Source organism: Ktedonosporobacter rubrisoli (genome assembly GCF_004208415.1).
GTDB classification, from domain to species: Bacteria; Chloroflexota; Ktedonobacteria; order Ktedonobacterales; family Ktedonobacteraceae; genus Ktedonosporobacter; species Ktedonosporobacter rubrisoli.
This window is the reverse complement of the sequence record NZ_CP035758.1, coordinates 5,101,394-5,122,506: the sequence shown is the minus strand read 5'-3', so window position 1 is coordinate 5,122,506 and position 21,113 is coordinate 5,101,394. Positions and strand designations below refer to the sequence as shown.

Sequence of the window (21,113 nt, the reverse complement as noted above, 5' to 3'; positions counted from 1 at the left end):
TGGCAGGAAGAGATTAAGCGTCTTCATTCTGATTGGATCGTCGCGCGGCGTAGCGTACTTCGATGTCCTTTAGCGCATCTCCGATCTGACTGGCATCTGGAGATGAAGTACCCCATAACAGCTCTTCTAAGGAGACGCCCAGCAGATGGGCCAGGACCGCCAGCTCAATATCCGTGACGGTACGCTCTCCATTTTCGATTCGTCCCAGATTGGTACGGTCAAGGGAAATGTTGTAATCAACATCGAGGGATGCCTGGATGTCAGCTAGGGTCAGGTGTTGTTCTAAGCGGAGACGTCTAAGCTGAGGACCGCAGAGATTAAGCCGTTTTTTGCGGGCGCGGTCTTCTTCTTTTGCCGACATCTCGTGAGCACCCTTCCTGACCAGGTTGAATAAGCTGTGAGGCAAACTAGAAGAAGGATAGCCGAGTTTGAAATATCGGGCGTGCGATTTTCGCACGCTTCTGATGAGGGTTATGGGTAAAGTAGACAAAACTTTATTGCATACTCAATATCAGGAGTTCGGTATATGACGGCAAGTGCCTCTCAATCATCCCCATCAATCCCTTCTCTTCCAGTATGGCCGCTGTTCGGAAACGCCGTTGCCCTGCGTTGGCAACGCCTCGAACTCCTCGCGCGCATCAGCCGCGAATTTGGCGATCTTGGCGCTTTTCACTTTGGGCCACGCCTGGTACCTCTGCTCAACTCGCCCGCGTTGGTACATCAGGTACTGGTTGAGCAGAGCGCTTGTTTTGAGAAGACTACCACCGTGCGCGCTCTTGCCGAGCCGCTGCTTGGCAATGGAGTTTTTCTTAGCGAAGGGGAGGAGCATCGCAGACAACGCAGGCTGCTGGCTCCCCTCTTTCAGCCCCGTCACGTGCTGAGCCATGCGCAAACTGTCGTCGATTGTACCTATCGCTTACAAGAGACCTGGCGCGAGGGCGAGATCATCAATCTTACTGATGAGATGCAGCGCCTGACCTTGAGGATTATCTGCAGGATACTTTTTGATGCCGATGTCGCTGGTGAAGAAGATGAGTTGGGCGAAGCGTTGCTCCTGCTCTTTCGTCACTTTAGTGCGGTTGTGACCAATCCCTTTCACCTGCCTCAGAGCTGGCCAACACCGCGCAATCTACGTATGCAGCAGGCGCTTGCGCGCGTAGATGCAACTATTTATCGCATGATTGAGCAGCGTCGGCAAAGTGCTGAAGAGCGCAACGACTATCTTTCCCTGCTCCTGCGTACTCAGCTTGCTGAGGGAACCGACTCCTTTAGTGATAGGCAGATTCGTGACCAGGCCTTCTCTTTCTTTGTGGCTGGCCACGAAACGATGACAACGGCGCTGACCTGGGGCTGGTATCTTCTTTCCCAGCATCCTGCAGTCTACGCGCGTCTGCAAAACGAAGGAGATCGTGTGCTCGCAGGGCGTTTTCCTACTGCTGCTGATCTGCCCAACCTGCCCTATACCCTGCAGATTTTCAAGGAGACCTTGCGGCTCACACCACCGGTCTACGCCTTCACGCGCCGTGCTAAGCAGCCTGTACAGCTGGCTGGCTCTCGCATTCCCAGAGGAACCTCGGTTGTGGTTAGCCCTTATACCCTCCAGCGGCGGGCAAGCTTCTTTGCCGATCCTGAACGCTTTGATCCTGAACGTTTTGCCCCTGCCAATGAGCAGGCCCTTCCCCGTTATGCCTTTATTCCCTTCGGGGCGGGACCGCATATCTGCCTTGGTATGCCTCTGGCTCAGCTTGAAGCTCAGCTCATTCTGGCAACGCTGGCCCAGAGCCTGACTTTTGAGTTCGCAGGTTCACAACCGCTTGGGTTAGAGCCGCTATTGACGCTGCGCCCAAAGGGCAACGTTTACATGAAGATAAGAAGGGCAGGCAGGCCTGGAGCCGGTTAGTAATTGTGGTTCCAGGCCCAGGCCAGCGCTACAACGAATGTAGAAAGTCCCAAAATGCTGGTCAGGGCAAAAATGATGACCAGAACAGGGAAGTTACCGATAATAAGAATGGTTGTGAATAGTACAAAGAATACAGCAAACATGGGTATGAGATAGGGCCAGACTTGTCGCTGTTGCATCGGTTTTTCCCCTTTCGCTGCTTTACTGCCTCCTAAAACTATAGTATAGCAGGCGGATTGGATGTATGATAGAGGACGGGGCAGATTATTCCGCTTGCCGAGATGCGCAATAATTTCAGGTTGCTATATTACCAGATGGGCCCCGTGGCAGGATGGTTATGAGAAGAGAGAAGAGATGTCACTTATACTTAAAGATCGATTCCACCCCTCTCAGCGGCAGAAACTGCAGGAAAAAATAGATAAAGGGCAAATCACAATCTGCGATGAACTCTCGCTGTTAGAGCAGGAGCAGTTGCGGCCTCTGGCATCATTCTCCTTGTTGTTGCTGGTTATCGGGGCCATACTATTTGTAGTTTTGACCTTTGCCGTACTTCTGGGGAGAACCCAGAGCCTGAACTTCGAGTTCTCAGCGATCAAGGTCATCATCTGGGTAGTCATCAATATCGTCAGCTATATCCTGATCTTGCCGGTACACGAGGCTATTCACGCTCTGGCCTTTCTGCTCTGGGGAGGTAGGCCATACTTCGGGGCAAAGCTACCTCTGGCCCTCTATTGTGGAGCTCGTAACCAGTTGTTCAGGCGCGCTCACTATCTGGTCGTGGGCCTGGCTCCTTTGGTTGTGATTACTCTGGCCGGCATAATCTTGACATTGCTAGCCCCTATCCTTGCCTCCTATGTGATTTTTGCCACGATAGGAAATATCGCGGGTGCGGCCGGTGATCTATGGGTTGCGATACGCCTCTGGCGCCAACCAGGAGCGTGGTTTATCGAAGATACCGCGACGGGCTATAGAGCCTGGCAGATGGAAAGTGTGTAGAATGTGTTCTTGCTGAGATAAGGGACTTGAAAGGAATATATATTGTGAGTAGAGGAAAGTATGCCAGAGTTACCAGAAGTTGAGTATACAGCGCGTCAGTTGCGTGCCAGCATAATAGGGGCCACCATCCAGGAAGCTCGGGTGTTCTGGGAACGAACTATTGGACATCCCGAGCTACCTGATTTTCTTGCCAACATTGCCGAGCGGCGTATCGAAGGCGTGCGACGGCGTGGAAAATACCTTTTGCTTGATCTGAGTGGACAACTGGTCATGACCATTCATCGGCGTATGACTGGCAATTTTCTGCTCTTGCCGCCCGGCTGGGAGCTGGATACCTCGTTGCGTGAGACAGATCCGGCGGCCTGGAGTACGCGCGGGCCGACATTTAGTTATCCTACATTAACCGATCCCTCATATAGTCGGTTAATGCGCTATTGCCGTATGTGCTTCATATTGGCCGATGGTCGCTGCTTGCTTTACACGGACCTGCGCAAGTTTGGACGTATCGAGCTCTGGCCCAGCGAGAGAGAGCAGGAGGCGCTAGGAGGTTTGGGGCCAGAACCGCTGAGTGAGGAATTTACCAGCCAGCGGCTCAAAGAGATCCTGGCCCTGCGCAAAAGTGCGATAAAGCCAGTATTGCTGGATCAGACAGTCGTCGCAGGGTTGGGCAATATCTATGCTGATGAGGCACTATTCTATGCAGGTATCCATCCCTTGCGGCCTGCTGAGAGCCTGACAACCAACGAGATTGATAAATTGTGGGAAGGCATAGTTTCAGTGCTCACCTCGGGAATAGAGCGAGGAGGCACATCTTTTAGCGATTATCGCGATTTATGGGGTGAAGCTGGCGATAACTTTAATCACGTTCGAGTGTATCAGCGGGATGGCAAGCCCTGTCTTCGTTGTGGAACACCTATCGAGCGGATCGTTATCGCCCAGCGCAGCACGTGTTTCTGTCCGCAGTGTCAGCCCTTTATTGGGGCGCAAAAAACGCAGCACAGGTAACCTTCTCGTTGTTGACCTGAAACGTCACATCAACAGTAGTGGAGGCCAACCTTGGCTGACGGCCCGCTAAAGGTAACGTAAAGATAACATAACCACCATGGTCGCTGGTTGGCTGTTGATCGAGCGCTACATCGCCACCTTGAAAGTGAGCTACTGCTGTAGCCCTTATCCCGCTAACTGCGGCCACATTTTTGGTGAGTTTAGCATAAATCTTGATCGTACTATAAGTGCCGGGAACATTAGTAGAAGCCCAGGCACCACACCGATAGGGTGGAACAGTTGGAATAGGTGTTGCCATTGTTTGAAAGGAAGGGTTTATAGTCGCTGTTGGCTCTAATTTGGCTGGGGTAGCAGTGGCTGGCCCGCATGCAGCCAGAAGAGATAGCAGCATTCCTAGTAAAAGAAGGCTTAGTCTAATACAATATCTACTTTTCATATGCACGCTCAATATCTAACATAACCAAACTTTTTGTGATTAAATACCGATTATATGCTTTCCGAACACTGCGGCTAACAGTCAAGTAAGCCGCAGGAAGGTTTGGAGAGACGAGTACAGTATACCATAGGGCGTACGATATCCTAAGAACCTTTCAAAAATTATTGAGAGCTTTTCAGCTTCTCCTCTCCGCACAAGCTAAAGAGATGCGGGCATGGCGCGCTTGAACCGATAAAGCCTGAATTGGCGCGTATGAAAAATCAGCCTGCACCTTGCTTGACGCTATAAGAGAGCGCGGCGCAAAGGCCAAAAAGTCCTACGATCAAGTTCCACCAGGCCAAGAAAAGATCATTGCAGCAGTGCTTGAGGGCTGTCTGGGAGGAGAAGAAACAATATATAAATATTTGTTTAAGGAACTACTTCTATTAGCGATAATTACCTGATTTAGTCATTTTTGTGTAAGATTTACTACTGTTGGCTTGCTGATTGTGTTGGACTGTGTTACACTATGACTGGTTAGAAGACTACCGGGTGAGTAATGTTTGTGAAATGATCTATTTGAGGTCAAGTACTCCCGGCTTTTGCCACAGGCTTGCGTATAGTCTGGCAGTCGCTTGTCTAACGCAAATCCTGGATTTGACCGAATACGGCCGGCACTTTTCATGAAGTGTGCGGGCCACGTTATCAGAGAGCGTTCATGTTCCAGGTACCCTATCCTGCGAGGCACATCGCGATCTAGCGAACACGTCGCGACCTAGCGAATAAGGCGGCCAGCCAGCTGCTCTAGAACTGCTGAGGTAAATGTAGGAATGGAGCGGCCGCCAATGGCTCAGAAGGAGGTTGGGGAAACAGCGCCTGATAACCTTATTGAGCTAGTAGTATCCGCTAAATTGCGGCGCGCCCACGCAAACGGTATGGGTTTTGAGCGCTCCCATGAAAAGCGTTCCCCCTATGGGGAAGCGAGACGAAAGGAGAAGCGGCAGATACGCTCTGGGCGCATATGAGAGCTTGTGTGCCGCGCATTCTGTGATTTTGTGAATCGTGAAATTGATGAGCAATTCGAACTCATGAGCCAGTTGCTTAGTAGCGAAAAGTTTGGGCCGAGCAACTCGCAAGTGGAAAAAGTTACTAAGCAAAAGGGTGAGTCAATGCTTTCCAATGAGGGATGGCAAACGTCACAGGGCTCTGCACATCCTGGTACTTCACCTGTAGTTGAGACCCGTCCCGATCCTGGCCGAGAGAGGCGCAAGGGGGCCCCGGAGATCATCTTTGGGGAAACGAAAGAGACTGCGCAGATCATCGAGATGGCGCAGAGCTTACTGGCCAGTACGGGGCGTGCGATCATTAGCCGGCTGCCTCCGCAGTCGCTCGTCCCTCTTCAAGAGGCATTTCGTGCATACGCTGTTAGTATACGCGAGCCGTCTCGTTCAATGGTCATCTATAGCCCTGACTACGTACGAAAGAGCACGGGAGGGCACATAGGTGTCATCAGTGCAGGCACATCCGATATTCCAGTGGCGGAAGAAGCGGCAATCATTGCCGAAGAAATGGGATGCCGGGTCACTTGCATCTATGATGTTGGGGTTGCGGGTTTGCACCGTCTGATGAGGCCGTTACACGACCTTATCTCCGACGATGTAGACGCGATAATTGTCGCCGCTGGTATGGATGGAGCTTTGCCATCGGTAGTGGCGGGACTGGCCCCTGTCCCTGTTATTGGCTTACCGACGTCAGTAGGTTATGGAATGGGCGGCAAAGGGGTTGCCGCATTGCTTTCGATGTTGCAAACGTGTGCGCCAGGTCTCTCTGTGGTCAATATTGATAACGGAGTCGGTGCTGGTATTACAGCAGCATTGATTGCTAACCGTGTGGCGCAGGCGCGAGAGCATCAGTCGCAGTAGGGAAGCAGCGAGATGTTCTGGATTAGAATGTCTCACCGCATTGTATGTTGGGCAAATGTGGGTACGAAGTTTAAGAGAGGCGGGACTTTCTATGGCAAATAACAAGCGTGGACCTGAACCAGGATCGCAGAAGGCAAAACATGGAGGGCAAGCAGTACGTGAGAAGTACGGCCCTGAGTTTTATTCGAAGATCGGGAAAAAGGGTGGCGAAACCGTGAGGGAGAAACGGGGACCGCAATTCTACGCTGAAATCGGTAAAAAAGGTGGCGAGTCCACCAAACGTCAACAAGGTTCAGAGTTTTATTCGAAGATCGGGAAAAAGGGTGGGGAGCGTGGAAGGGTGGTTCCTCAGAACAAAGAATAGCTCTACTTGAAGTCCTGATGCGGGACGCAAATAGTTCGGGTGCATAATAACATGCGTTCCTTATGCTGATTGGAAGGAACGCATGTTACTTGATCCATTTGTTGAATGGGTTGCACCCGTTTTTCCTGCCCTCGGCCAGAGAAATGTTACTCATAGCGCTTCAAGAAGGGCGGAATGTCAATGCCTTCATCATCGTGATCGCCTGGATATTTGTTTAGCCTTTCCTGGCGCCTGCCCATGCTGCGAATGCCGCGCAGATCGTTCAAGCTGCGCTGCTGGCGTCCCGGTGTGCTTGGTAGTCGGGTAGCTGGCGGCATCTGGGTAGATGGGGGCACTCTGGTCTGGCTGATTGGCCTGATAGGTGGCGTCAGCGGCGTCATCGGTGCCGCAGGCGTGGGGACGCTGCGGGGAGATGTAAGCCGAGGCTGCGGGAACTGTTCTGGCCGAACAGCCGGCAGACGCGTTGTCAGGGCCTCTTCCATACCAGCGGCAATCAAGGTTACATGGATCGTATCGTGTAGCGAAGGATCGATGACGGCGCCAAAGGTGATATCGGCTGCGCTATCAATGGCGGCTCCAATGCGCTCGGCCACATCATTTACCTCAAAAAGCGTCATATCCTCACCGCCACTGATGTTGAAAAGCACGCGCTTGGCTCCGCGGATCGTCACATTGAGGAAGCCGCCGGCAATAGCCTCTTCGGCCGCGCGCTGGGCCCTGTTACGTCCCTGGCCCAGTCCCAGGCTCATCAAAGCCGTTCCGGCCTCGCGTAGGACGCTACGCACATCGGCAAAATCGACATTAATCATGCCTGGCACATTGATAACTTCTGCAATGCCTTGCACGCCCTGGCGTAACACATCGTCGGCAACCTTAAAAGCATCGGATAGGCTCTGATCGCGGGCAACCGTTGTTAACAGGCGGTCATTGGGCACTGTAATCAGGGCATCTATCTCCTCCTTTAGTTCGTGCAGGCCTTGATCTGCCACGCGGCGGCGACGCGTGCCTTCGAACATAAAGGGAAGCGTTACGATCCCAATAGTGAGCGCCCCCAGCTTTTTGGCGATCGAGGCCACCACAGGCGCAGCCCCTGTACCTGTGCCACCACCCATGCCAGCGGCAATAAATACCATGTCAGCATCGCCGAGGGCGGCCCGGATCTCAGCCGCGCTCTCAGTCGCCGCACGGGTGCCGACTGCCGCATTCCCGCCGGCTCCCAGACCTTTTGTATGATGTTGCCCAAGGCAAATACGGTCCCTGGCCTGTGAAAGTGCAAGCACCTGGGCATCAGTGTTCATGGCGATGTAGCGCACCCCGCGCACACCAGTATGAATCATGCGATTGACCGCATTCATGCCGCCACCACCAACGCCAACAACCACGATATCAACATGATGTTGTGCTTGCGCTAGCGCATCAGCAGATGAGTAGGAAGAAACCGTATCTACATCAGTATCTCGTTGCTCCCAGTCCGGCCGGAACCCCTCTTCCTGCCACTGCTGATGCTCTCCCTCTACCTCATGGCGGAGTACGGCCCACTGATCTGCTTGTTCTTCGTACACGTTTGGCCTGACCCTTACCTGCTCTGCCCATTCTTCTGGGAAGAGGTCGCGTTTGTATGCGTCGTGGGACATTGGCTGCATGCACACCCCCATTTCCTCTCATCGGAACATACGGCACGGCGGCCTTTGCCAAGAGGCTTAGTGAACGCGTACCGAGTCTTCTTGCGTGTTCTGTACTACGAGGCTGGTCAGGTTCCTGCCCATTCTTCTATAAAGCCCGTGCCCTCTGGTGTCGGGGTACCTGACGTTATAAAAGCATTCCATTCGCATTGTAACAAGAGTGTCAAGTGCGTACTTTAGTGTGTGATCCCGTACCATTTTGGACTACCCGCCTCTAATTACAATAACGTATAAGTGGAAAGAAGTGCTCTCGTTCTCAGGAGGATTGTGAGGATTCAATACATAAATGGCTCCGGTGGAACATCAGGCTAGAAACCGGGTGAGCCTGCTCCACCAGAGCCCTATAGTAGAATCTACTCTTTTTTGAGAGAGAGGCCGGAAGCTGTCTTAGCTGCCTTCTTCTCTTTTTGGGCTTCTTTTTTCTGCTTATTAGATTTTGGAGCCGCTTTTTGCGTCTTCCGTTGCTCTTTATTGGCCATGACGTATACCTCCTGATCTCGTTCGTAGGCCTCTGCCAGCGCCACGTGAGTATCTTTTTCTATTGTATCAGAATTTCATAGATAAGCACCAGGATTGCCTTGTTTCATGTTCGATTGTACTGTTCATGCAATCGTTGTTCTTCGAAACTGGCCAGGGCGTGTGTAATCATGCGAATTACATTCCCTATATCCATAGGTTTGCGTAACGGGTAGATACCGCGTTTGTTGAGCTCTTCAATGGGTAGTGTCGCGCTCATCATAATGGCGGGCACACCACGTGTTTCCTCTCTTTCCTGAAGACGATCATAAAGTTCTAAGCCGTTGATTCCTGGCAAGCGATAATCAAGGAGTAGGAGGCATGGTTGGACACCAGGAGCCTGGTCCAGCGCTGTCAGGCCATTGTCTATGACCCTGGTGTGATATGGGGTTTCCTCTTCAATGAGTTGTTGCAAGAACTGGCCGATACCCGCATCGTCTTCGACTATTAAGATAGTTGTGTTCCGTGGGCTTTGTGCCGCCGGTGGAATAACCTCCCCTGGCATTGTAAACTCCTTATCCCATGCAATAAATGAGAAATGCAAGTAGTGCTATATACGTTAATGTAACGGTTTGCAGAGAGGGTTGGTGACGTCAGAAAGCTTGAAATTTGCTTATAAGTGCCTGTATCCTTTCCGTTGGGCTGAATACAGCTACTTATCTGGCAGGTGGCGTATCCATCCACTTGGCCTCTACGGTCGGTTTGAATGTTGCGAAGGCCTCTAGCAATTCCCCAGAGGTGTCTTTACAGAGTAAGAGCTCTTTATGCCCCTCCGGAATAAAGCCTTCTGCGACGGCATGATCTACCAGGGCTAGCAGCGGGTCAAAGTAGCCCGCTATGTTCAAGAGTCCAATGGGTTTGCTGTGGAGGCCGATCTGCGCCCAGGTGGTAATCTCAAAGAGCTCGTCGAAGGTGCCAAAGCCCCCCGGTAGGGCGATAAAGCCGTTGGCCAGATCCGCCATCTTGGCCTTCCTTTCGTGCATGCTCTCGACCTGGTACAGTTCCGTCAAGTGACTGTGCCCTATCTCTCGCTTGAACAGGCCACGGGGAAGTACCCCGATCACTTCTCCGCCAGCCGCAAGCACTGTATCGGCTATGATACCCATCAAACCAACGCTTGCTCCCCCATAAATCAACCCAAGGTCTCGGGCCACCAGTTCCTGACCCAGGGCCTGAGCCGCCAGCTGATATTCCTGGCGCAGACCGGGATTTGATCCTGAGAAAACACAAATATGCTTCATATAACTTTCCTCCCCCCTTTGCTTGGCTACTTTTCTATTGTATAAAAATAACGCTCTATACAATATGAAGTAATAATAAGCTAAAAATACATATATCTCTCGACTCTTATAGAGAATAGTGTGCTCCAGTCGAAGAGATAATAAACTTATTGTACTTCAGATTTTCGGCTGTGGAAAGTGGGGAAAAGGGGCTAATCGGGGGCCTTTTTGGCTATCTGGAAGGTTTACGCTCTGTAGTACGTGCTCGTTGGCGGCTTCACGCTCTATGGATAGGGCGAGATTGCGCTAAAAGATAGTCTTTTTGGGCCTGCTATTCTCATCTCAGGTGATACAATGAGACAAGGGGTAGCGAAATGTACGGTCGGGGCTCCGGGGTTGTTATATTCCCATATGTTACCTGTGCTTTGTCGAGCAGGTAAACAATGCGCTTTTTGCGGGCTTGCTGCAATACTTCAGGCATCCTCTGCCAGGCGCTATATATCGATCTGTATGCATTTTGAAAGGTTGTATGGATGATCCGGGCTCTTGTCTTTGATTTTGATGGTCTCATCTTGGATACGGAATTGCCAGAGCTACTGGCCTGGCAGGAGGTATTTGCTGAATATAATCTCGAATTGCCGCTGGAGAAATGGGCTCTGTGTGTAGGTAGCGGCTCGCATGCTTTTGATGTGCATAGCTATCTGGAGGAGCAGGCAGGGCTGACGCTGCAACGCGAGGAGCTTAGCCTCAGGCGGCGAAAACGTTGTGCCGAGCTTTTGGCAGTGAGGACTGTCTTACCCGGTATCGAGGCGTATCTCAGTGAGGCGCGCCGTCTCGGCTTAAGAACCGCTGTGGCCTCTAGCTCGTCGCGCCAGTGGGTCACGGGCCACCTGAGCCGGCTGGGGCTGCTTTCTTACTTTGAATATATTATATGTGGCGATGAAGTGAAGAATAAGAAACCCGACCCTGAGCTGTATCTTGCGGCCCTTAATGGCCTGGGTGTGGAGGCCAGGGAAGCCATTGCCCTGGAAGATTCACCTAACGGAGTTCTGGCGGCTCAGCGTGCTGGCATCTTCTGCGTTGTGGTGCCCAATGCTGTAACTGGCCAGTTGCCTCTTGAGCATGCTAATCTGCGCCTGGTTTCGTTGGTCGATAAGCCCCTCGCAGAGCTGATCAAGCTGGTTGAAGACAGGCAGGCTAATACGCCTGAGTTGCTCACGCGCGAAGGATAAGCTGCTCAGGCGGGAAGCTCAGAGTGCCAGTTCAGTCGTCGATAATCTTTACGCGCGGCCATTTGCTGCTGATGCGCTTTTCCCGTAGTCGCCGCTGGAAGATCTCTTTGCTCACGCGGCGCGAATTGCGCCGCAAGACCATTTCAAATAGATCTGCCAGGCCGCACGGAGCCACCAGCTGCAGTTCGTTGTTGCTGAGAAGGCGCAAGGCAATACAGGTGGCCGTTTCCGGCCATGTCGCTACCGCTTCTTCGCTTGATGAAAGTGGGGGCACGGCGAGGCCAAAGCTCTCTTTGTACCAGAGATGGACGGCAGCCTGATTGGTGGCTTCCCACTTGATGGCGGGCAGGCGTCTTAGGAGCTGGTTTTGTACTGCCTGGTCACGCTCAGGTGTAAGGTCATGTGGATCAAAGAAGATAAGGTCTACATCGCTTAGCGGGGTTGGTTTCTGATAGTTGTGCAGATGGTCCCAGACAATATTGCGAATGACGCCGGCGCCAACCAGCCAGCCCGGCGGGTTGCAGTCGCGAGCAGCTTCTAAGATCTGCATAAACCAGCTATTAGCGTAAATAATCAGCTTCAAGTCCTGTTCATAAGATGTACTATCCATACTGTTTTCTTTCCTCAAAATGGCGATAGCGATGAGTTGCGGCCCTGGCCGTTTCCCAGCTAACTTTCTGCTTCAGGTTCAAAGAATTCAATGTATCTGTGGCTTCTGAAGTGTTTCTGGCCCGCTTCCGCCTTATGCAGGCTGGTGTAAGAAACGGCTATAGTGTATCATGTTCTGGTAGGAATGTGAACAAAATTTCGAGATCAGGATAAAGGATAGAACAAGCTGAAAGGCACTATATGCTAATTTCTGCCAGTTATAAAACTGATATACCAGCCTTCTATGGAAAATGGTTTATGAATCGTCTGCGCGCTGGCTTTTGTAAGATGGTAAATCCCTACGGAGGGCAGGTCTATACAATTGATCTTACGCCTGAGCAGGTTGAAGGCTTTGTCTTCTGGACAAAGAATATCGGACCCTTTCTCAAATATTTGCCCGAAGTGGAGAGACGGCGCTATCCCTTTATGGTGCAGCATACAATTAATGGTTATCCAGTTGAGCTGGAGTCGCGGGTTATCAGAGCAAGCTCTACCGTGGAACATATGAAACGCCTGGCGGCTGAGTACGGTCCGGAACGCCTGGTCTGGCGCTATGATCCAATCATCATCACCTCGCTTACCCCTTTAGCGTGGCATAGAGAAAATTTTGCCTATCTTGCCGCCGCCTTAGAGGGAACAACCGATGAGGTGGTAATCTCTTTTGCGCAGATATATCGCAAGACAAGGCGCAATATGGATCTTGCTGCGCAGGAAGCCGGGTTTAACTGGGATGAGCATAGACCAAATGATGAGCTCTTTCTTCAGCAGGGAAGGGAACTTGTGGCCGAATTGTCTCAGATTGCGGCAGGGCATGGCATGAGCCTCATGGTTTGCGCGCAGCCTACCTTTGTGCTGCCTGGCGTGAGCGCAGAGGCGCGTTGTATCGATGCTGAACGTTTGGAGCGCATAGCCGGCAAGCCACTGGCTGAGAAGCTGCGCCAAAAAGGTGGGCGTAAAGAATGTGGCTGTTTCGCTTCTAAAGATATCGGAGCATACGATACCTGCCCGCATGGCTGCGTGTATTGCTATGCCGTACAGAAGCGAGAAGTGGCTTTACAACGTTACGCAGCCCACGATCCGCAGGGCGAGTTCTTGTTCCCTCCCGCTAGCCCTCAAGCGGCTGAAAGCCAGCGTGTATCGGCGCTCCCGTTGCTTACTAGCGACGGTAGAGCTAGAAAACCCCATATCCCGTAATAAGCGAATTGTGCTAAATACGGGTTCGGTAGATCTGTAACATTGGTGTTATCTTTGCCTGACTTGACGTGAACCTCTACAGTTATATACAATAGACTATACAGGATATATGCAGTGCTGTTAACTGTTGTATCCAAAAATGCAAGCAAGCACTAATATTCTTGCATATTGATGCTTGCAATTGTGTATCTATTTCCTCCGCGATCCTCAAATGGTTTGTTACGAGAACTGGGGAAAAATAGTAGGTTGCAGGGCTGACCGTCTAATAAGATCTGCTGCGAGAACCGAAGGAGAAAAACTGCTTGAGGCAGAGAAGGTTTATATGGTGAAAGGGATCTCTCCTGGACTGGCCCTTACAAAGAAAGTTATGAGTGTACTATGCCGGATAATGGGAGTGAAAATGCAGCTGGTATAACTTCTGAGCATATAAATACTGTAGAGGCTACCGATGATGGGCTGGAGTGGCGCTGGCTGCTTATGGCTACTAGAGAACATTCGGTGTTGGGGTTGGCGCGAGTGACGCTGGATGGACAGTTAGTCTATGTGAACAAGCGTCTTTGCGAGATGGTAGGCTACACAAAAGAGGAGCTCTTAGGCAGCGCAATACTCTCTATTACTTGCTGTGAAGATTATGCTGATGCTCAAAGGTTTTTTCGCGATCTGCTTTGTGCTGAGTTGCAGTCGGGGGTCACCGAGCTGCGTTATATGCGGAAAGATGGTTCTCTTACCTGGTTGCGTCTGATGGCCTCGCTGATTTCTGAGCCAGTAGGTATGGTCAAGTGTTTTGTGATCTATTTCGAGGATATCAGCGAATATAAGCGGACGGAAGAGGAGCAGGCTCGATTTTTAGTTGGTGAGCGAGAGGCTCGGCGAAGAATAGATGAGTTTCTGGCATTGGCTTGCCACGAGTTAAAAAGTCCGCTATCTGCGATAAAGGGAAATGTGCAATTAGCCATGCGCCGTTTGCGGGGGGCCTCGTCTAGCAAAGAGCTTGAGGTATTACAACTGGCCGATAGACAGATAAATCGTCTCAGCCGTCTGGTCTCGGGCTTGCTTGATGTTTCGCGTATTCGAATGGGCAAAATGGCGATGAATTTGCAGCCATGTGATCTTGTCTCTGTGGTGAGCGAGGCGATAGAGGATCAGCGCATTACGGTTCCGGCCCACTTACTCATCTTGCGTATCATGGTTGATGGCCCCATGATGGTTCTGGCCGATGCTGACCGTATTGGGCAGGTTGTGACGAATTATGTGTGCAATGCAATTAAGTACTCTGGCGGCAGAAAGCTGGTAGAGGTATGTGTGAGAGCTGAGGGCTTGAATGCCTATGTGGCTGTGTACGATCAAGGGCCGGGCCTTGCGGATGAGCAGCGTGAGTGCATCTGGGAGCGCTTTCATCGGTTAGGGGAAATGGCAGGCCAATACGGAACAGATAGTGGTCTGGGATTGGGCTTATATATCTGCAAGACGATCATTGAGGAACATCACGGCGGCTTTGGGGTCGAGAGCGTTCTTGGCCAGGGCTCTACGTTCTGGTTTACCTTACCTTTGCTGCCATAAGGATTGGGGGCGCTGAGAAGCTTACAGGGAGGATTGCTGGTACGGATATGGTTCTGGCTCGTGGTATAAGGAAAAGGCTGCTTCTCAGCGCTTTTACTGCGCTGATAGCCAAGGAAATGATGGGTATATATAATGTCTACCATCCTTCAGGCGAGCTATCAGGAAGTTGGTTAGGACTGAAGGCGTGCTGGGTAGCGTCGAGCCTTGTCAGACACGGCAAGGCAAAAGCCCTGAGAAATATTGTAGCTTATTGCAATTTATTCCGAATTTAGGTATACTAGCTCTGTCAAAAGTTCAGTCATAGGCGCCCGTAGCTCAGTGGATAGAGCATCGGTCTTCGGAATCGAGTGTCGGGGGTTCGAATCCCTCCGGGCGCGCCTTTTTTCTTTTTGGCTTCTCAAGCCATCTCGGGCGATTGACTTCATTTCAAATTTCTCCTTTTTTATGAATGACAGATGGTCTGTCCCTAAAAACCGAATGTCTGTCTTCCCAAAAACCTATGCTCTCTCCGCTACTGGCGTGAAAGATTTATAAGCTGCTCTTACAATTTCCGCTAGATTGATCTTCTTGCTGCCTCCGTTCTCTCCCCCAATGGATATAGCGTTCATTCAGGAGGTTGCTCAAAGTTTTCCCAGGCAGCTTGCGAAGTCGCAAGCATGCTTCCGATAGTGGCTAAAATAATAGAGACAATGCTCATGCCCCAACGATATACCACCAGGAGGTGGTGGGGATCAAAGGCGTCCATGAATTCAAGAGGGTATCGACTGCGACGACAAGGCAGGTTGCGGGCCCAATAAGGATACATATCCATAAAATCCACATGGGGAAGATGCGCTTCTCATGGAAGCGCTGCCTATTATGTAGATAAATGGCAAGGAGGTCAAGAAAAAAGAACAAATTGGCGAGCCCCCATATTACAGTCATAGCCGCAAGTAATGCATTATATGCTTCAATCGCTAGGTTCGGTGATTTATCAAGTAATGAGATGTAGGGCGCTACAAAAAAGATGATAATGACCAGGATGCAGGCAATCAGAGATTGGAAGATGATTGCATGTTGGGGCGCACGATGCTTATTCAAACGTCCTAAAAAGAGCGGGAGACGTTGATCGATGCTCGCCGTGAAGAGTAGGCGCGCCGTTGCATAATTAAAGACAAGAGCTGCGGTGAGATAAAAGCTGAGTATGCAGACTGCTGAGATATTGCCTATGACTTTTCCAAATACCGAGGTAATCAGTGTTGCTACTTCATAAGGTAGCACTGTTGCTCTTGTCAGGTCTGATCCACGGGTGATGAGGAGTGCAAAGGTAGAGATAAAATAGCTGAGAAGAATCAGGATACTGCCCCAAAGGAGATGCCGGGTAATAGAGGAGCGCTTTCTTAGTTCTCCTGCCATATTCATGGGCACTGCAGTTCCCAGATAGAGAAAAGCAATCAAGCCGAACAGAGAAAAATTCTGTGGGTTGATTTGCCAGGCGCTAAGATGATCCAGAGGAGTCCTTGAGCCATTGTGAAGCAGCGAAAATAGGCCAGCCAGCGCGACGAGTGCGACAACGCCAAGGGTCAAAACAATAATAACGTTGACGACATTTTGTGCCGTGCGCAGGCGCTGGATACTTAATAGTACAGTGAAAGCAATGACAGCGAGGATTACCGCACCTTGCTGCCAGGGCTCAGTTAGCCAGGAATTATTTACACCTTGCAGGAAGGTTACGAAACCATCAGCGGCGCCCACCATAGCGAGCACATTGGGAAGCCAGAAGCCTACCCCGGCGAAAAATCCCCAATAGGGACCCAGCGCTTTGTGCGTCCAATTATAGAGCGATCCGTCATGAGGAAAGAGCACCCCTAGCTGGGCGGTGGCAACCACACAAGGTAAGAAGAATGTAAGTCCACCAAGCAGGAGATAGGTGAGGGCAACCACTCCTCCACTTGCAATTGAAGGTGTATTGCCGATAAAAAAAATAACCGCCAGATACATGGCTGTCATATCAAATGTTCCCAGCACATGAGGTAGCGCTTTCGCGCTATATGCTTCTGAAGGTAGAGGCCGATCTTTTGCTACCAGCTTGCTTTTTTGTTCGTGGCGAATCATGTGTTCTCTCCTTGCGGCACTCTTTTATCTCTAGCTCTGTCGTGAATATGAGCCCAGAACCATCTGTCGGTTACTCATTCTTTTTATTCTTCGCACATAATCAGCAATAATTTGCGTGGTGAATAATTAGCGCCTTTCGCATTCAATAAATTTGTTATGCACCTAAATATATGTATATTGGAGAAGCGTGTCAATACATGCCTCCCATTTTTACTGATATTAATCAGTTTATGCAAAAATTTTAATACATTAGCCGAATCAGATAGTAATCGTCATTAATTAGAAGTAATCATCTATGGCAGCCTTCTTGAAGAAAGTTGTTTTAAATGTCCAGCGAAATTAAGGCGCAAGATATTTACTTTTATGTGCTAATTATTTGTAGAACACTTTTACCATCTTGTGCATTACGAAAAGTTATGGTATGACTTAGATAGTGCTACCTCTGTTCTGTATAGCGTTTTTGGTAAAGAGGTGCACGTAAGTCGGATGTCTTTAGAAGATCAATTGTTTAATGTGGCCGAGGAAGAGCTAAAGAAGCTGGGCGGGGAGATTCGAATTTTCCCTGAAAGTGGTCATGAATGTGCAGGGAGTAGACCTGTTCCACATGCGTTTATTGGAGGAAGTTCTTACTGTATCCCTGATAAGGTGTGTATCAGCCCTCAGCGCTTCCGCAAATGGCTGTGGGACGTGGCTAAAGTCCCGCACACACCCTCTTCAGGGAAACGTTCGGAGTGTAGGAAACCATCGTCAACTGAGTGCAAACAGTTGACCTTTGATTGGAAGTAGCTACCCTGTAGTGCGTTAAACAGAGGTAGCACGCCCAGGAAAAGCCTCCACTTCATTTGGAGGCTTTTCTGCCAGTTTAAAACGGTTCTGGCCGCCTATCAGTCACTAGCTTTAAAGTTACAGATGGCGTAATTGCCCATCATTTTAGATGTCGCGTATGCCATCAATCCTGATGAGAAGATGCTCTGGACCGCGTAGAGAAGCGTTCTCGCGATACGGTGGCGGATCAACTTCCATGCGCGGATTGAGCAGCCGTTGCGCTAGTATGCTCAAGGCAACTTGGGTCTCAACCCGGGCCAGAGGCGCACCAACACAGTAATGGATGGCCCCGCCGAAGCCGAGATGCTCGTTATCGCTGCGTCTGGGGTCGAAGCGCTCAGGATCAGTAAAACGCCGGGGATCGCGGCTCCCCGAGGCAAGGAGAAGGGCAACCGCAGCTCCCTTTGGAATCGTTACTCCGGCGATAGGTATATCGGTAAGCGTCGTCCGGGTGCGAAACTGTACCGGCGGATCGAAGCGTAACAATTCTTCAACTACCCGAATGACAAGATCCGGCTCCCGGCGCAACTGCTCAAGCACCTCGGGATGGCGTAGGAGCGTAAGTGTGCCATTTGTAATCAGGTTTACAGTTGTCTCGTGGCCGGCGACCAGCAAGAGTGTCATCGTGACGAGCAGGTCCCGCTCTCCCCGTCCCGCCTGGCGATAGCTTGCCAATAGGCCTGATAACATATCGTCGCGTGGCTCTTTCTGTCGCGCTTCAATCAGGCCATTCATATACTCGCCAATCTCTGTGGCCGCTTGTATGGTCTGCTTTAGCTCTGCCTCGCTTATGCCCTGGGCGGGATCGAGACTGCGAGCAAGTAACGTGGCCCATTTATGGAAACGAGGCTCGTCCTCGCGCGGCACGCCGAGCATATCACAGATTACAGTTACAGGGAGTGGATAAGCCAGGTCATCCACAATATCGATCTGCTGGCTATTCTTTTTAGCATCAAGCAGGTGATTCACTAGTTCGACAACATGTTCGCGCATGCCCTCAACCCGTTCTGGCGTAAATTGTTGGATTACCAGACGGCGTAAACGATCATGCTCAGGAGGGTCAAGGAAAATGAAGGGGGGATTGCTTGGTTGTCCCGCTGGGGTGAGCTTGCCCGAAGCTGCCAGCGCGCCAGCTTCCTTGCTGCTCTTACGCTCGTCCGAACTGATACGCGGATCGTGTAGCAAGGCAGCAATCTCCTGATAGGTGCTGACCACATAGGTGCCATCATCCTGACGCGAGATTGGCGTCTCGCGCAGCCGTGCATAGAGTGGATAGGGATTTGCGCGGCTGGCTGGATCAAGGATGCGCGCAAAAACCTTGCCCTGCTCGGTAGCTGTCTGGGTCATTCTGGTTCTCCTTTCACTTTCAGCGCTCATCTCTGCTATACGTGGGCGGATCTCTCTATAGCAGAGGTGTTCCGGGAGGAACGCGAGGGTCCATCAAGCTAGTCACTTTACCATTAGCACCAGCCCCTATTTTACCCAGCCAGGAGCCTGTTACGGCAGCTTCGGGGCTATGCGTAGGCAGGTTCTCTAGCGGGACCCCGGCCGGGACCGGGCGAATCTCAACGGGCCCATCTGAGGCGTGGAGCTTTGGTGGGAAATCAGCCCTCGCCTCTATCATACGCTGGTAGGCAGGAAGCCAGCGCGGAGAGTTTACGGCGATGGCGGCAACTATTCGCCCTTTTCGACCATAGACGGCCACAAAATGGAGCTCTGGGACGAGACCCTGGGTTACCGCAATTTCATCGGCGATAGTGGGCAGGCCAATGAGCTTGATGTTGACGCCAAACTGATTGGACCAGAACGAAGGCAGATGATTGTGGGCGCGGCGCGCGGATGGGGCACAGACCATATTATGCGCTGCCGCACGAGCCTGGTCAACCGCGTTGCCCCAGTGCTCAACGGCGATAAGGTCGCCATCATAAAGGGGATGCGGCCAGCGCGCTACATCTCCCGCTACAAATATATCATCGGTAACCATGCCATCTGCAGTAAAAGCGCGGCAAGCAGCATCGCAGACGACACCGCGCCTGTCTGCGGCTAATCCCGCACCTTCAAGCCACTCGGTATTACGAATCGATCCCAGCGCAACTACGGCTATATCGATGTCGAGTATGTCGCCATCTGAGAGTTGGACGCGGCGCAAGCGGCCATTGTCATCTCCTTCCAGGGTCATGGCTGTAACATTACAGCGCAGATCAACGCCATAATGGCGCTGCAAGCGAGCTGCAACTGAGCCGGCCGCCTGACCCAGCGCGCCGGAAAGTGGCGTGGGGCCGCGTTCAACAACTGTCACAGCCAGGCCAAGATCGCGACAAACGGAGGCAACTTCGGAACCGATAAAGCCAGCGCCAATGATCAGTACGCGCTTTGGTCCGGCCTGCAGGCGCTTGCGCAGATTGGCTGTGTCATCGCGCGTTCGTATGGTAAATACCCCGTCAAGAGCTGCCTCTTGTGGATCAGGCCAGGGGCGCGCACGTGTACCTGTGGCAATGAGCAGGCGGTCAAACTCAACCTTGCGCCCATCGGCAAGATACACCTGGCGATTTGGGATGTCTAGCTTGCTGGCAGGCACTCCAAGCAGCCATTGTGCATTGATATCATGAAGCTGGGGAAGAGTTGTATTTTCTATTGGCAGCCAGCCTGATAGCGCGGTCTTGGAGAGCGGTGGACGATCATATGGCGCGTATGGCTCGTCTCCAATCAGGGTCAGATGACCGTTAAAGCCCTCTTCGCGTAGCGTCTCAGCGGCGCGCAAACCGGTAAGAGATGCACCAACAATGACTACGCGGCTATCAGCTGACAAACTCGCTGGCGCCTCATGTCCCCTTAGCATGCTCCACCTCCCGACGCTGCTGAATGATCTGTCGGCTCTTTCGCTTCAGGTGTACGGCCTATGCTGATAGCCTGCACCGGGCAGGCGGCCGCCGCCCTTTCAACCTGTATACGTTGCTGATCGTCTGGAGCATAGTCAAATTCAAGCGATTCCTCCCCATGGAATCTGAAAACATTTGGGGCTGCAAAAACACACTGGCCATAGCTCTGACAGCGATTCAAGTCAACAACAATTTTCATACGTGTGCTCCCTTCTTCTCCCTGTTTGAAAATGTCTACAAGGTGAATGAGCAGGACTGAAGCCAGAAGATCGATGTTGCTAATCCACCTGACTACCATAGAAGAACTTTCGATTTCTCGTAAAGTCATAAGGTCATCAGCTTGTCAGCCTCTCTCCTTCCTGCAGCTTCTGGCTGCCACAAGTTCAGGGTGTTCAATTATCTCAATAACCCAGTTGTTGAGATGGATAGGAAATCTACTCTCTCAAGTAGGCGTGTCTCGGTTTAGAGTATAGAGCGTCGATGCCGACTTTAGCAAGCTCTACAGGCCGCTCTAAGCTACAAGCTGGCTTGCTTGCTGAACAAGCTTTTTAGAAGAGCTGATAGGCGAAAGAGCCCGATGGATTATCTATCATCCATCGGCTAGTTTCTATCTTTTGTCCATCTCCTACAACCTGGCCTTGAGATTGTTGCTCGAAAAGAA

At 51.3% G+C, this 21,113-nt stretch carries 21 protein-coding genes and 1 tRNA gene; 10 read left to right on the top strand and 12 right to left on the bottom strand.

The window, feature by feature from the left end:
* Positions 1–13: 13 nt before the first annotated feature.
* Entirely contained in the window at positions 14–361 is a 348-nt protein-coding gene (locus EPA93_RS22355; RefSeq protein WP_129889639.1) for a helix-turn-helix domain-containing protein, read from the bottom strand.
* A gap of 165 nt (positions 362–526) precedes the next feature.
* On the opposite strand from EPA93_RS22355, the gene EPA93_RS22350 reads away from it, so the two are divergent.
* Complete coding sequence (locus EPA93_RS22350; protein WP_129889638.1) at positions 527–1,900, top strand: cytochrome P450; 1,374 nt, start codon at positions 527–529, stop codon at positions 1,898–1,900.
* Here EPA93_RS22350 and EPA93_RS22345 read toward each other — a convergent pair.
* Positions 1,897–2,079, bottom strand: a complete 183-nt coding sequence (locus EPA93_RS22345) for a hypothetical protein (RefSeq protein ID WP_129889637.1) — start codon at positions 2,077–2,079, stop codon at positions 1,897–1,899. The two genes, EPA93_RS22350 and EPA93_RS22345, sit on opposite strands and share 4 nt — an antisense overlap.
* 175 nt (positions 2,080–2,254) lie before the next feature.
* Between EPA93_RS22345 and EPA93_RS22340 the strand changes: the two genes are divergently transcribed.
* Together EPA93_RS22340 and mutM are read left to right on the top strand one after the other, a co-directional pair.
* Positions 2,255–2,896 (top strand): DUF3267 domain-containing protein, encoded by a 642-nt coding sequence (locus EPA93_RS22340; protein WP_165423328.1) that lies wholly within the window; start codon positions 2,255–2,257, stop codon positions 2,894–2,896.
* A gap of 60 nt (positions 2,897–2,956) precedes the next feature.
* Positions 2,957–3,901: a bifunctional DNA-formamidopyrimidine glycosylase/DNA-(apurinic or apyrimidinic site) lyase gene (mutM, locus tag EPA93_RS22335; protein WP_129889635.1), complete on the top strand. Its 945-nt coding sequence runs from the start codon at positions 2,957–2,959 to the stop codon at positions 3,899–3,901.
* Here mutM and EPA93_RS22330 read toward each other — a convergent pair.
* A complete protein-coding gene (locus EPA93_RS22330) occupies positions 3,870–4,199 on the bottom strand; it encodes a hypothetical protein (protein ID WP_129889634.1) in 330 nt (109 codons plus the stop codon). The two genes, mutM and EPA93_RS22330, sit on opposite strands and share 32 nt — an antisense overlap.
* Positions 4,200–5,161: 962 nt before the next feature.
* On the opposite strand from EPA93_RS22330, the gene EPA93_RS22325 reads away from it, so the two are divergent.
* The 3 genes from EPA93_RS22325 to EPA93_RS22315 all read left to right on the top strand — a co-directional run bounded on the left by EPA93_RS22325 (position 5,162) and on the right by EPA93_RS22315 (position 6,602).
* Positions 5,162–5,341, top strand: a complete 180-nt coding sequence (locus EPA93_RS22325) for a hypothetical protein (protein WP_129889633.1) — start codon at positions 5,162–5,164, stop codon at positions 5,339–5,341.
* Between the two features lie 63 nt (positions 5,342–5,404).
* Complete coding sequence (gene larB / locus EPA93_RS22320) at positions 5,405–6,238, top strand: nickel pincer cofactor biosynthesis protein LarB (protein ID WP_242527473.1); 834 nt, start codon at positions 5,405–5,407, stop codon at positions 6,236–6,238.
* A 91-nt stretch (positions 6,239–6,329) separates the two neighbouring features.
* Positions 6,330–6,602 (top strand): KGG domain-containing protein, encoded by a 273-nt coding sequence (locus EPA93_RS22315; protein WP_165423327.1) that lies wholly within the window; start codon positions 6,330–6,332, stop codon positions 6,600–6,602.
* A 146-nt stretch (positions 6,603–6,748) separates the two neighbouring features.
* Here EPA93_RS22315 and ftsZ read toward each other — a convergent pair whose 3' ends face one another.
* From ftsZ to EPA93_RS22300, 4 genes are all read right to left on the bottom strand, one after another.
* Positions 6,749–8,245, bottom strand: coding sequence for a cell division protein FtsZ (ftsZ, locus tag EPA93_RS22310; protein WP_165423326.1), 1,497 nt, complete (start codon positions 8,243–8,245; stop codon positions 6,749–6,751).
* Positions 8,246–8,637: 392 nt separating this feature from the next.
* A complete protein-coding gene (locus EPA93_RS50455; protein ID WP_277988928.1) occupies positions 8,638–8,763 on the bottom strand; it encodes a hypothetical protein in 126 nt (41 codons plus the stop codon).
* 104 nt (positions 8,764–8,867) lie between these two features.
* The gene (locus tag EPA93_RS22305; protein ID WP_129889629.1) at positions 8,868–9,305 is read right to left on the bottom strand and encodes a response regulator; all 438 of its coding nucleotides are present in this window, start codon (positions 9,303–9,305) and stop codon (positions 8,868–8,870) included.
* 151 nt (positions 9,306–9,456) lie between these two features.
* Entirely contained in the window at positions 9,457–10,041 is a 585-nt protein-coding gene (locus EPA93_RS22300) for an LOG family protein (RefSeq protein ID WP_129889628.1), read from the bottom strand.
* A 512-nt stretch (positions 10,042–10,553) separates the two neighbouring features.
* Here EPA93_RS22300 and EPA93_RS22295 point away from each other — a divergent pair.
* A complete protein-coding gene (locus tag EPA93_RS22295) occupies positions 10,554–11,252 on the top strand; it encodes an HAD family hydrolase (RefSeq protein WP_129889627.1) in 699 nt (232 codons plus the stop codon).
* Positions 11,253–11,283: 31 nt separating this feature from the next.
* Here the strand turns inward: EPA93_RS22295 and EPA93_RS22290 are convergent, their stop codons facing one another.
* Positions 11,284–11,862 carry a nucleotidyltransferase family protein gene (locus EPA93_RS22290; RefSeq protein WP_207229623.1) on the bottom strand — a complete coding sequence of 193 codons (579 nt, stop codon included), beginning with the start codon at positions 11,860–11,862 and terminating at the stop codon, positions 11,284–11,286.
* Between the two features lie 239 nt (positions 11,863–12,101).
* On the opposite strand from EPA93_RS22290, the gene EPA93_RS22285 reads away from it, so the two are divergent.
* From EPA93_RS22285 to EPA93_RS22275, 3 genes are all read left to right on the top strand, one after another.
* Entirely contained in the window at positions 12,102–13,094 is a 993-nt protein-coding gene (locus tag EPA93_RS22285) for a DUF1848 domain-containing protein (RefSeq protein WP_129889626.1), read from the top strand.
* Between the two features lie 378 nt (positions 13,095–13,472).
* Positions 13,473–14,654 carry a sensor histidine kinase gene (locus EPA93_RS22280; RefSeq protein ID WP_129889625.1) on the top strand — a complete coding sequence of 394 codons (1,182 nt, stop codon included), beginning with the start codon at positions 13,473–13,475 and terminating at the stop codon, positions 14,652–14,654.
* Positions 14,655–14,958: 304 nt separating this feature from the next.
* Positions 14,959–15,031, top strand: a tRNA-Arg gene (locus EPA93_RS22275).
* 316 nt (positions 15,032–15,347) lie between these two features.
* Here EPA93_RS22275 and EPA93_RS22270 read toward each other — a convergent pair.
* From EPA93_RS22270 to EPA93_RS22255, 4 genes are all read right to left on the bottom strand, one after another.
* Positions 15,348–16,748: an APC family permease gene (locus EPA93_RS22270; RefSeq protein WP_129889624.1), complete on the bottom strand. Its 1,401-nt coding sequence runs from the start codon at positions 16,746–16,748 to the stop codon at positions 15,348–15,350.
* A gap of 930 nt (positions 16,749–17,678) precedes the next feature.
* Positions 17,679–18,920, bottom strand: a complete 1,242-nt coding sequence (locus tag EPA93_RS22265; RefSeq protein WP_129889623.1) for a cytochrome P450 — start codon at positions 18,918–18,920, stop codon at positions 17,679–17,681.
* 55 nt (positions 18,921–18,975) lie between these two features.
* Positions 18,976–20,412: an NAD(P)/FAD-dependent oxidoreductase gene (locus tag EPA93_RS22260; protein ID WP_129889622.1), complete on the bottom strand. Its 1,437-nt coding sequence runs from the start codon at positions 20,410–20,412 to the stop codon at positions 18,976–18,978.
* Positions 20,406–20,780, bottom strand: a complete 375-nt coding sequence (locus tag EPA93_RS22255; RefSeq protein ID WP_242527471.1) for a ferredoxin — start codon at positions 20,778–20,780, stop codon at positions 20,406–20,408. Before EPA93_RS22255 ends, EPA93_RS22260 begins: the two co-directional genes overlap by 7 nt.
* Between the last annotated feature and the right edge of the window lie 333 nt (positions 20,781–21,113).